The 10,326-nt window shown below is 65.8% G+C and carries 13 protein-coding genes; 7 read left to right on the forward strand and 6 right to left on the reverse strand.

The features are described from left to right. Positions 1-381 precede the first annotated feature (381 nt). The 3 genes from DYI42_RS21720 to gap (DYI42_RS21730) form a co-directional block, all read right to left on the reverse strand. Positions 382-540 carry a hypothetical protein gene (locus tag DYI42_RS21720; RefSeq protein ID WP_213548927.1) on the reverse strand — a complete coding sequence of 53 codons (159 nt, stop codon included), beginning with the start codon at positions 538-540 and terminating at the stop codon, positions 382-384. A 185-nt stretch (positions 541-725) separates the two neighbouring features. Further along, positions 726-1,355 (reverse strand): MarC family protein, encoded by a 630-nt coding sequence (locus DYI42_RS21725; protein ID WP_213548928.1) that lies wholly within the window; start codon positions 1,353-1,355, stop codon positions 726-728. Positions 1,356-1,434: 79 nt separating this feature from the next. Continuing rightward, positions 1,435-2,436, reverse strand: coding sequence for a type I glyceraldehyde-3-phosphate dehydrogenase (gap, locus tag DYI42_RS21730; RefSeq protein ID WP_213548929.1), 1,002 nt, complete (start codon positions 2,434-2,436; stop codon positions 1,435-1,437). 272 nt (positions 2,437-2,708) lie between these two features. Between gap (DYI42_RS21730) and DYI42_RS21735 the strand changes: the two genes are divergently transcribed. Then, positions 2,709-3,167 (forward strand): hypothetical protein, encoded by a 459-nt coding sequence (locus DYI42_RS21735; protein WP_213548930.1) that lies wholly within the window; start codon positions 2,709-2,711, stop codon positions 3,165-3,167. A gap of 76 nt (positions 3,168-3,243) precedes the next feature. Here the strand turns inward: DYI42_RS21735 and DYI42_RS21740 are convergent, their stop codons facing one another. Continuing rightward, positions 3,244-3,387, reverse strand: a complete 144-nt coding sequence (locus DYI42_RS21740; protein ID WP_213548931.1) for a glyceraldehyde-3-phosphate dehydrogenase — start codon at positions 3,385-3,387, stop codon at positions 3,244-3,246. Positions 3,388-3,466: 79 nt separating this feature from the next. Next, entirely contained in the window at positions 3,467-4,465 is a 999-nt protein-coding gene (gene gap, locus DYI42_RS21745) for a type I glyceraldehyde-3-phosphate dehydrogenase (protein ID WP_213548932.1), read from the reverse strand. Between the two features lie 187 nt (positions 4,466-4,652). On the opposite strand from gap (DYI42_RS21745), the gene DYI42_RS21750 reads away from it, so the two are divergent. Both DYI42_RS21750 and DYI42_RS21755 read left to right on the forward strand, forming a co-directional pair. Then, complete coding sequence (locus tag DYI42_RS21750; RefSeq protein WP_213548933.1) at positions 4,653-5,606, forward strand: DUF808 domain-containing protein; 954 nt, start codon at positions 4,653-4,655, stop codon at positions 5,604-5,606. Next, entirely contained in the window at positions 5,585-6,022 is a 438-nt protein-coding gene (locus DYI42_RS21755; protein ID WP_213548934.1) for a DoxX family protein, read from the forward strand. The genes DYI42_RS21750 and DYI42_RS21755 overlap by 22 nt, the downstream gene beginning before the upstream one ends. Positions 6,023-6,074: 52 nt before the next feature. Here DYI42_RS21755 and tkt read toward each other — a convergent pair whose 3' ends face one another. Continuing rightward, positions 6,075-8,090: a transketolase gene (gene tkt / locus DYI42_RS21760; RefSeq protein ID WP_213548936.1), complete on the reverse strand. Its 2,016-nt coding sequence runs from the start codon at positions 8,088-8,090 to the stop codon at positions 6,075-6,077. Between the two features lie 230 nt (positions 8,091-8,320). Here tkt and DYI42_RS21765 point away from each other — a divergent pair, with 230 nt between their 5' ends. The 4 genes from DYI42_RS21765 to DYI42_RS21780 form a co-directional block, all read left to right on the forward strand. Next, a complete protein-coding gene (locus DYI42_RS21765) occupies positions 8,321-8,683 on the forward strand; it encodes a hypothetical protein (protein ID WP_213548939.1) in 363 nt (120 codons plus the stop codon). Next, on the forward strand, positions 8,676-9,068 hold the full coding sequence (locus DYI42_RS21770; protein WP_213548941.1) for a cell division protein ZapA: 393 nt from the start codon (positions 8,676-8,678) through the stop codon (positions 9,066-9,068). The genes DYI42_RS21765 and DYI42_RS21770 overlap by 8 nt, the downstream gene beginning before the upstream one ends. A gap of 176 nt (positions 9,069-9,244) precedes the next feature. Continuing rightward, positions 9,245-9,856: a holin-associated N-acetylmuramidase gene (locus tag DYI42_RS21775; protein WP_213548943.1), complete on the forward strand. Its 612-nt coding sequence runs from the start codon at positions 9,245-9,247 to the stop codon at positions 9,854-9,856. Next, on the forward strand, positions 9,847-10,326 hold a 480-nt coding region (locus DYI42_RS21780; protein ID WP_213548945.1), incomplete at its 3' end, for a holin family protein. The genes DYI42_RS21775 and DYI42_RS21780, both read left to right, overlap by 10 nt.

Raw genomic sequence — 10,326 nt, forward strand, 5'->3', positions numbered from 1 at the left:
CTCCCACCCCGCCGTGCCATGCCCGGCCTGCGCGGTGTTGCTGGGGCTGCATTGTTGGGGTTGGGCATGTTGGCGGGCAGCTCCGGCCTCACCAAAGCAGGAGCCTGCCTCAAAGCCTTCCACCACTTGACCCGGCATGGCCAGCGTCAGTCTCCACATCAACAAGAATAGCCGAATCTCCGCAAGCGGGGCTCCGCCCGTCGAAGCCGGAAAGGCTTCACTGGAGCCTTTCTGCTTTCGGCTTCGACCCCCTCGGCGATTTGCGTTGACCCGGAGCGTGTCGCCGTCCCCTTGGGTGTCAGGCGACCCCGACTCCGCAGATGCTTCGCATCCACTCTGTCGTCAGCGGAGGGCTCCGAAGCAGGATCTGCGGGAGGTGGCTCAGCCGTAGACGGCGGCGCGGGCGATCTTGCTGGCGTCTTCGGGGAAGAGGCCGAGATCGAGTGCGACCTCGCGCGGCATGGCGGCGATCTCGTTGCGGGTGCGGGTGTAGGCGCGGTGCTTTGAGTAGGCGGTGCGCAGGGTGTTCAAGACGGTCATCGGTGCTGTCCTTTGTTTGCGTGTTGTCCTCTTGTGAAGCAGAGATAGTCATGCTGCGCCGCAGCACAACTTCCCGTTTGCGCTAACGGGATTGCGCTGAGTGCATGGGTCATACCGGGATGTTATGCGCCGGGCGGGATGGTAGAGGAGATGGTGGACGTATTGCCCAGCCTGCGGCGGCTGGATCAGAACGGGGCGAGGGCGCCGATCTGGACGAGGCCGCGCAGCACCGCATCCACCGCGACGGCGGCGAGGATCATGCCCATCACGCGGCTGATGATCGAGGCGCCGGCCGGGCCGATCAGCTTGAGAATGGGCGAGGCGAGGTAGAGGAAGGCGAGGGTGATGGTGAGGATCACCAGAAGGATGATGCCGGTTTGCGCCTGATGGGCGAGGGAGAAGCGGTCATTATCGGTCAGCACCACCACGGCGAGCATGGCGCCGGGGGAGGCGATGGAGGGAATGGCCACGGGGTGGATGGCGGTTTGCGTGGTGCTCTCCTCGGCTTCGGCCAGTTCGGCCTCGGGCTTTCCGGGGCCGAAGATCATGGAGAGGGCGAAGAGGAAGAGCACCAGCCCGCCGGCGATCTGGAAGGAGGGCAGGCCAAGGCCGAGGGCTTCGAGGATGATCTGGCCCGCGATCATGAAGGCGAGCAGCACGAGGGCCGCGACGGCCACCGCCTTCAGCGCCACCTTGCGACGGGCGCGCACCGTCATGCCCGCGGTGACGGCGAGGAAGACGGGGACGGTGCCGATGGGGTCGATCACCACCCAGAGGGTGATGAATTCCTGGAGGAGTTGGTCGAAGGGGAGCATTGGGGCCGGTTCGTTGGAGATAGGGCGGGACAGTTCCCGCCCTACGGTGTTGCGACCGGCTCCGCAATGCGGCGCGGTGTCAGATCAGCTTGCCCATGGCCACCGCGGTATCGGACATGCGGTTGGAGAAGCCCCATTCGTTGTCATACCAGCTGAGGATGCGGCACATCCGGCCTTCCATGACCTTGGTCTGATCCAGCGCGAAGGTGGAGCTGTGCGGATCGTGGTTGAAGTCGATCGAGACATTGGGCTGGTCGGTGACGCCGAGGACGCCCTTGAGAGGGCCGTTGGCCGCCGCGACCATCGCTTCGTTGATCTCTTCCACCGTGGTGTCGCGGGCGGCTTCGAAGGTGAGGTCCACCACCGAGACGTTGGGGGTGGGCACGCGGATGGCGACACCGTCGAGCTTGCCGTTCAGCTCGGGCAGCACCAGGCCCACGGCCTTGGCGGCCCCCGTGCTGGTTGGGATCATCGACATGGCCGCTGCGCGGGCGCGGTAGAGATCCTTGTGCATGGTGTCGAGCGTGGGCTGGTCGCCGGTGTAGCTGTGGATCGTGGTCATGAAGCCCTTGGCGATGCCGATGCTGTCATTCAGCACCTTGGCCATCGGCGCGAGGCAGTTGGTGGTGCAGGAGGCGTTGGAGACGACGACATGATCTTTGGTCAGGCTGTCATGGTTGACGCCATAGACCACGGTGTTGTCGGCGTTCTTGCCCGGCGCGGAGATCAGCACCCGGGAGGCGCCGTTTTCGAGATGGGCGGCGCAGGCCTCCTTGGAGGTGAAGATGCCTGTGCATTCCAGCACCACGTCGACATCGGACCAGGGCAGCTCGGCGGGGTTGCGGATGGCGGTGACTTCCATCGGGCCGCGACCCACGTCGATGGTGGTTTCGCTCGTCGTGACCTCGGCGGGAAAGCGGCCATGGACGCTATCGAAGCGCAGCAGGTGGGCGTTGGTCTCGACCGGGCCGAGATCGTTGATGGCGATAACCTCGATGTCGGTGCGGCCCGACTCGATAATGGCGCGAAGCACGTTGCGACCGATACGGCCAAACCCGTTGATGGCGACTTTGACGGCCATGAGACCCTCCTGATTGGATTGTTAACGCTAACATTGCGATTGAGCGCCACATGTCAACCCGACGCATGCCTTTACCTTACACAGGGACGGCGCGAGAGCGAGGGTCTGTTCACGGCGGCGTGACGGCGCAGAGAAAATTTTTTGGAACGATCCGGGTTTGCCCGGTGTTGTGGGGACAATGACGGCGCAGCGACCGGCCAATGAAGGCCACGCGAGGCGCCGGCTCTGCACAAGATGTGGAGCACACACGAAAAAATAGGAGTTTATCCGAAATGAAACGCCTGATGATGACCGTTGCCGTTGCAGCCGTGACCGCCACCTCGGCTTTTGCCATGGCGCCCGAGCAACTGCGTGACAACGTGGAAGCCCAGCTGACCGAGTACGCCCCGGAAGTTGATGCCGCGACGCTGACCGACGACCAAGTCGTGCAGATCTACATGGTTGTCGCCGACTCCAGCACGTCGGCTGCCGACAAATCCGGCTCGATCCAGGAGATCATCGAAGGCACCCGCGCCGAGTACTACGCCGAGATGGCCGATGGTGATATCGACCTGACCCTCGAAGTGAACAACATGCGCGAGATCCTTCAGGCGAAGCTCGACGTGCGTGGCTACGACTACGACGTGTCGGAGCTGAGCGATGAAGAAGTTGCCGCACTGGCCGGCGAGTTCAACAATGGCGACTCGCCCGCCGAGATCGACGCTTCGGTGAAAGCCGCGTTCGAATCGTAAGATCGACGTGAGCTGCAGAATGCAGCGGGGGCCGTCCTTCGGGGCGGCCCTTTCGCGTTTGCGGGGGGCGTGGACCTCAGCGCCAGAAGGCCATCCACTCGGTGAGTTTGGCGAACTTCTTCAGCATAAAGAGGGTGGCCGCGCCGTCATTCAGGGTGCCGTCGGCCACGAGCAGCGCGAGGATCAGCACGAAGAGGATAATGGCGAGGCGGTTCGTCATGGCCGCTGTTTAGCGGGGGACTGTGGCAACGGGAAGGCCGTGCTGCGTGGTGGGCGCAAGGGCCCACCCTGCGCGCGGCTCAGTTGAGCCGGCCCATGTGGCCCGCGACATCGGCCATGCGGGCGGAGAACCCCCATTCGTTGTCGTACCAGGCGAGGACGCGCACGGTGCGGCCCACAACCTTGGTCTGGTCGGGGGCGAAGATGGAGCTTTGCGGCGTGTGGTTGAAGTCGATCGAGACCTTGGCCTCGGGGTCGTAGGCCATGACCATGCCCATGTGCCCGGCGCAGGCCTCGGCCACCACCTCGTTGACGTCGGCCACGGTCACGTCGCGGCCCGCTTCGAAGGTGAGATCGACGGCGGAGACGTTGGGGGTGGGCACGCGCATGGCGGTGCCGTCGAGCTTGCCGGCGAGCTCGGGCAGCACCTCGCCCAGGGCCTTGGCGGCGCCGGTGGAGGTGGGGATCATCGCCATGGCGGCGGCGCGGGCGCGGTAGAGGTCCTTGTGGCGGCGGTCCAGCGTGGGCTGGTCGCCGGTGTAGCTGTGGATCGTCGTCATGATGCCGCGCTCGATGCCGATGGCGTCGTTCAGCACCTTGGCCAGCGGCGCGAGGCCGTTAGTGGTGCAGGAGCCGTTGGAGACCATCCGCTCTTCGGCCCGCAGGCTGCGGTGATTGACGCCGTATACAACGGTGCGGTCCACGTTGGTGGCGGGGGCGGAGATGAGCACCTTGCCCGCGCCGCGCTCAAGGTGGATGGCGGATTTGAGGCCGTCGTTGAACTTGCCGGTGCATTCGAGCACCACGTCGCAGCCGCCCCAATCCAGGGTTTCGGGCTCATAGCTGCTCATCACGTCGATGGGGCCGCGGCCGAGGTCGATGGCCTTGTCTTTCACGCGGACCTCGCCGGGGAAGCGGCCATGGACCGAGTCGTAGCGCAGGAGGTGGGCGTGGGTCTCGATATCGCCGGGGGCGTTGATCTTGACGACCTGCACATCATTGCGCGCGCTCTCGGCGATATGCGCCAGGGTGCAGCGCCCGATGCGGCCAAATCCGTTGATCCCGATGGTGACTGTCATTGTCCCGCTCCTGCGCTTTGCGTTGGGGAGCGGGTAGCACAGGCGGGCATGTTGGGGAAAGTGCGGGAAATCAGCGTGTTAGCGTAAACATTGGCTGTTAGCGATACCGGTTTGCGCCACCATGGGTAGTGGTTGCCTCCGGCCCCCGAATCCTTACCTTTGGGGGGCTGAACAGGGCGGGGACGATATGAGCGGACTTCTGGCACTTCTGGACGACGTGGCGGCGATTGCAAAGCTGGCGGCGGCCTCGGTGGACGACATTGCCAGCCAAGCGGCGAAGGCGAGCGCCAAGGCGGCGGGCGCGGTGATCGACGATGCGGCGGTGACGCCGAAATATGTGCAGGGGTTCGAGCCCAAACGGGAGCTGCCGATTGTCTGGCGGATCGCGCGGGGCTCGGTGTTCAACAAGCTGGTGATCCTGCTGCCCGCGGCGCTGCTGCTCTCGGCCTTTGCCCCGTGGATGATTTACCCGCTGCTGATGCTGGGCGGGGCGTACTTATGTTTTGAAGGGGCGGAAAAGATATGGCATCTGATCCACCCCAGCTCGCACCATGTCGATATTCATATCGAAGGCGACAAGGCGCACCTTGAGGAGCAGAAGATTCAGGGCGCGATCAAGACGGATTTCATCCTCTCCGCCGAGATCATGACGATCATCCTATCCAACCTCGATGCGGGGGCGAGCATCTGGTTTCAGGGGGCGGCGCTGGCTCTGGCGGGGGTGATGATCACTGCCGCCGTCTATGGCAGTGTGGCGATCATCGTGAAGGCGGATGACGTGGGGCTGCACATGGCTGACCGCGGGCGGCTGGGGCTGACGCGGGCGCTGGGACGCGGGATCGTGATTGGGATGCCGTGGTTCTTGAAGTTTCTGATGATCGTGGGCACGGCGGCGATGCTTTGGGTCGGCGGGCAGATCATCATCCATTCGCTGGCCGTGATGGGCTGGCATGACCCGGAGCATTGGGTGCGTGACGCGGCGGTGGCCGCTGCGGCGAAGGTGCCGGAGAACTGGCAAGCGGTTGTGGAATGGATCGCCGGGGCCGGGCTGGCCGGGGTGCTGGGGCTGCTGCTCGGCTTCATGCTGATCCCGCTGGTTCAGTTCGTGATTGCGCCGGTATGGAAGGCGGTGCGCGGGTGATCTGGCAGTCGGTTGCCTTGCTCGCGGCGCGCCTGCTGATCGCGGGGCTGTTCATTGGCGGCGCAGTGCAGAAGACCCAGCCGCAGGCGGTGATGGATTTGTTGGCAGGAAAGGGCTTGCCGACATGGCTGGTGTGGCCTGCGCTGGCCTTCAACGCGGGGGCGGCTGTGGCGCTGATCCTCGGCATCTGGGTGACGCCGGTGGCGCTGGCACTCGCGGCCTATTGCGCCTTTACCAGCATGTTCCACTACATCCCGAGTGATCCGTGGCAGATGACCATCTTCGTGAAGAACTGGGCCATTGCGGGCGGCTGCCTGGCGCTGGCGGTGGCCGGGCCGGGGCGGTTGGGCAGCTTGTTGTTGGAGCCCATGGAACCGGTGATGTCGAGCACGAGGCTGACCTCGACGTCGGTGTAGCCGGCGGCGGCGGAGATCCTCGGGTCAGGCCCGAGGATGACGGAGAGTTACCTCAGAGCAGGCTCTTGACCTTCTCGGCCACGGCCTTGGCGGTGATGCCGAACTTCTCGTAGAGCTCCTCAGCCGGGGCGGAGGCGCCGAAGCTGCTCATGCCGACGAACCCGGCCTTGGCCTCGCGTCCGCGCTCGCCCAGCAACCACTGGTCCCAGCCTTGCCGCACGGCGGCCTCGACGGCCACGCGGACGGGGCCAGCGGGCAGAACGCGCTTGCGATACTTCTCGTCCTGCTTGGCGAACAGCTCCATCGAGGGCATGGAGACGACGCGGGTGCCGATGCCTTCGGCTTCCAGCAGAGCCTTGGCCTCCATCGCGATAGACACCTCGGAGCCGGTAGCGAGGATGATCGCCTTGCGCTTGTTCTCGGCCTCGGCCAGCACGTAGGCGCCCTGCTCGGTGAGGTTCTTGGTTTTGTGATCCTTGCGCACGGTGGGCAGGCCCTGGCGGGAGAGGGCGAGGATGCTGGGCGTGCCGGTTTGCGACAGGGCAATTTCCCAGGCCTCGGCGGTTTCAACAGCGTCGGCGGGGCGGAAAACCAGCGTGTTGGGCGTGGCGCGGAGCATGGCGAGGTGTTCGACCGGCTGGTGGGTGGGGCCATCTTCACCGAGGCCGATGCTGTCATGGGTCATCACGTAGACCGGCGCCACCTTCATCAGCGCGGAGAGGCGCATGGAGGGGCGGGCGTAATCGGTGAAGCACATGAAGGTGCCGGAGTAGGGCTTCGTGCCGCCGTGCAGGGCCATGCCGTTCATCGCCGCCGCCATGCCGTGCTCGCGGATGCCGTAGTGGATGAAGCGGCCCTCGCGATCTTCGGCGGAAAAGACGCCGAGGTCGGCGGTCTTGGTGTTGTTGGAGCCGGTGAGGTCTGCGGAGCCGCCGATGGTTTCGCCCATCACCGGGTTGATCACCTCGAGCGCCATCTCGGAGGCCTTGCGGGTGGCCACCTTGGGCTGCTCGTCGGAGATTTGCTTTTTCAGCGCGCGAACGACAGCGGAGAGCTTCTTGGGGGCTTCGCCGGTTTGCTGGCGGTCCCACTCGGCGCGTTTGCGCTCGGAGAGGGCGGCGAGGCGGACCTCCCAATCCTTGCGGTCCTGCGCGCCGCGCGTGCCGATCTCTTCCCAGGCCTTCTTCAGTTCAGCCGGGATGGTGAAGGCGGGGGAGGACCAGCCGTAGGCCTTTTTCGCCGCTTCGAGCTGCTCCTGATCGGTGAGCGCGCCGTGGCCCTTGGAGGTGTCCTGCGCGGCGTGGCCGAGGGCGATGTGGGTTTTGCAGGCGATCATGCTGGGCTTGTCGGAGGCTTTCGCCTCGGTGAGCGCCGCGTCGATCGCCTCGGGGTCATGGCCGTCGCACTGGATCACGTGCCAGCCGGAGGCCTTGAACCGCTCGACCTGGTCGGTGCTGTCGGAGAGCGAAACCTTGCCGTCGATGGTGATGTCGTTGTTGTCCCACATCACGATGAGGCGGGAGAGCTTGAGGTGCCCGGCGAGCGCGATGGCCTCCTGGCTCACGCCCTCCATCAGGCAGCCGTCCCCGGCGATGCAGTAGGTGTAGTGATCGACCACCTTCTTGCCCCAGTGGGCGCGCTGGCTTTCTTCAGCGATGGCGAAGCCCACGGCATTGGCGATGCCCTGGCCGAGCGGGCCGGTGGTGGTTTCGATCCCGTCGGCGAGGAAGTTCTCGGGGTGGCCGGCGGTGCGGGCGCCGAGCTGGCGGAAATTCTTGATTTCTTCGAGGGTTATCTGGGCGTCGCCAGTGAGATAGAGCAGCGAGTAGACCAGCATGGAGCCATGGCCTGCGGAGAGGATGAAGCGATCCCGATCCGGCCAGTTCGGCGCGGCGGCGTCGAACTTCAGGTGTTTCTCGAAGAGCACGGTGGCGACATCGGCCATGCCCATCGGCGCGCCGGAGTGGCCCGAGTTTGCGGCGGCGACCGCATCGAGCGTGAGCGTGCGGATGCAGGCGGCTTTCATCCAGTGGTCCGGATGGGCGGAGCGAAGCGCGTCGATGTCCACGGAATATCCCCTCGGTTCGGCAAAGATGCGCTCTGATAGCAGGCTGGGGGCCGAGTTCAAGGCAGCATCAAGGCCGGGAGGTAAGTGCTTGGAAGGAAAGGGGGCGCAAAGGCTGCAACCATTGGTTACACTTGGACAGGCTCTGCGCGCCCGTCGATTCGGGCTGCGACACGGGCCTGGATGAGAGGCAAGAGAAAAGAGCGGCGGGGCACGCTGCGGGGGACGGCAGAATGACTGAAATTTCGGCGCTGGAGCGGCGGTTGACCGCGGCGATGGACAGGATCGGTGCGGCGGTGGCGGCCTATGAGGCCAGGCCTGCGGCCCCGAGCGAGGAGGATCAGGCGGCGCTGCGCGGGCTTGAGGCGCAGGTGCTTCAGCTGAAGCAGGCGCTGGAGGCCGAGCAGACGGCGAACGGCCAGTTGCGCGAGCGGATCGACGCGATGAAGGTGCTGAAGACACGTCAGCAGGAGCGGATCGCCGAGCTGGAGGAGGCCGAGGCGGCGCTGAAGGCCAAGCAGGCCGAGGACCGCGAAGAGCTGGATGCGGTGATTGCGGCGCTGGAGCCGCTGGTGGGGGAGAGCGCGGATGGCTGAGGTGGAGATTACCGTTGGCGGCCGAACCTTTCAGGTGGCCTGCCAGGAGGGCGAGGAGCACTACCTGAAGGGTGCCGCCGAGATGCTGGACCGGGAGGCGAGCGCGCTGGTCAGCCAGATCGGGCGGTTGCCCGAGGCGCGAATGCTGCTGATGGCCGGGCTGATGCTGGCCGATCGCACGGCGGCCTTCGAGGAGAAGGCCCAGGCCGCGGAGGCCAAGCTGGCTGAGCAGGAGAAGCTCATCGAGGAGATGAAGGCCATGCCGCGCCCGGAGCCTGCCCGCGTGGAGGTGCCGGTGGTGCCCCGCGAGGTGGAAGAGTTCATGGCCGAGCTGGCCGCGCGCGCCGAGAGCCTTGCGGCGCAGGCCGAGGAGAAGGCGGGGTAGGGGCACCATCCGTCGTCATCCTCGGGCTTGACCCGAGGATCTCTCGTCACAAGGTCCTCGGGTCAGGCCCGAGGATGACGGTACTTGGTGGGTGCGCAGCGCACGCCGCACTTCATAAATCTTAAATCAATTGCCGGATGCTCCCGGGCGGTTCGAGGAAACGCCTGGAGGCATCCATGCCCACTGTCGACGAGATTGCCCGCGAGATCGTGGCCCGCGAGGGCGGCTATGTGAACGACCCCGACGACCCTGGTGGGGCGACCAAATACGGGGTGACCATCGGCACGCTCCGCCGCCTCGGGGTGGACCTTGATGGCGACGGGCGCACGACCGTCCGCGATGTGAAGCGGCTGAGTGCGGAACAGGCCCGCGCCATCTTCATCGAGCATTACTTCAAGCGCCCGCGCATCGCCGAGCTGCCCGCCGTGCTGCATGCGAGCGTCTTCGACATGTATGTGAACGCAGGCGGCAACGCGGTGAAGATCCTGCAACGCCTGCTGGCACGGATGGGCCAGCCCTGCGCCGTCGATGGGGCCATCGGGCCGCAGACCGTGGCCGCCGCCCGCGCCGCCTTCGAGGAGGCGCCGGGGCATCTGGCGGATGCCTACGGGATCGCCCGGCGCAATTACTATTACAGCCTCGCCGACCGCCGCCCCTCGAGCCGCAAATACGCCCGCCGCCGCGATGGCGGGAAGGGCGGGTGGATCACGCGGGCGGAGGAGTTCATCAGCCCGAAGTATCACCTGACGGAGGCCGAGCATCGTGCGCGGGTGGCCAAATGGGGCTGATCAACACGCTGCTCACGGCGCTCTTCGGCGGCGGGCGCAATGCGATTGCCGAGACGGTGGAGGTGTTTCGCGAGAATGCCGAAAACGCCTCGGCCCGCGCATCCGCCTATCAGGGCGCGGCGCTGGAACAGTTCGGCCGGGAGTTCATGATTGCACGGCAGGGCTGGTTTGACCGTTTCATGGACGGGCTCAACCGCCTGCCGCGGCCCGCGCTGGCGCTGGGCACCATCGCACTCTTCGTCTCCGCGCTGGTAGACCCGCTTTGGTTTTCGGCGCGGATGCAGGGGATCGCGCTGGTGCCCGAGCCGCTGTGGTGGCTGATGGGGGCCATCGTGAGCTTTTACTTCGGAGCGCGCCACCAGGCGAAGGGGCAGGCGTTTCAGCGCTCGATCGCCGCCACGGTGGCGCTGGCGCCGCAGGTGCAGGCGAATATGGCCGCGCTTCGGGCGCTGGAGGCCGGGGCCGGGGGC

The sequence above is a fragment of the Vannielia litorea genome (assembly GCF_018424695.1).
In the GTDB taxonomy this organism is placed as follows: Bacteria; Pseudomonadota; Alphaproteobacteria; order Rhodobacterales; family Rhodobacteraceae; genus Vannielia; species Vannielia litorea_A.